Raw genomic sequence first — 386 nt, 5'->3', positions numbered from 1 at the left:
GGCACGCGGTATCGCACGCATCGCGACGCCGTTGCGGACTTGTTCGAATACATCGAAGTGTTTTATAACCGCAGTCGTCGTCATTCATCGCTCGGCTTCACGTCGCCAACTCAGTTCATGCAAGACTAGCTTGCGGCTCAGCGGACAAAGGATACGGCTGCATAACCCCGGACCTCTGGAAGGCGAAAAACTGAGGGAAGCTCACTTCGCTTTTGGTATTGGCCTGAAGCCATTGACCACACCAGTGTGCAGCCCGCAGAGTAAGGAGTCGGCTTCACATTGCACCTTGTCCGGTAGCTTGAGCGGTTATAAAGGTTGGTTGTGTTGCGTTGCGTCCGCCTGTGCCCCTCACAAGCACGACGTCGCCGAGGGGTTCGTACAGGCAC

General features: G+C 56.2%; 1 protein-coding gene. It reads left to right on the top strand.

What is annotated here, in order from left to right; translation table 11 throughout:
- Window positions 1-129, top strand: a 129-nt coding sequence (locus tag ACLFKU_RS44350; protein WP_410853470.1) for an IS3 family transposase, incomplete at its 5' end; no start/stop codon positions are given.
- Window positions 130-386 lie beyond the last annotated feature (257 nt).

The organism is Paraburkholderia sp. EG304 (genome assembly GCF_046543485.1).
Lineage (GTDB): Bacteria > Pseudomonadota > Gammaproteobacteria > Burkholderiales > Burkholderiaceae > Paraburkholderia > Paraburkholderia youngii.
This window is presented reverse-complemented; position numbering and strand designations above follow the sequence as displayed.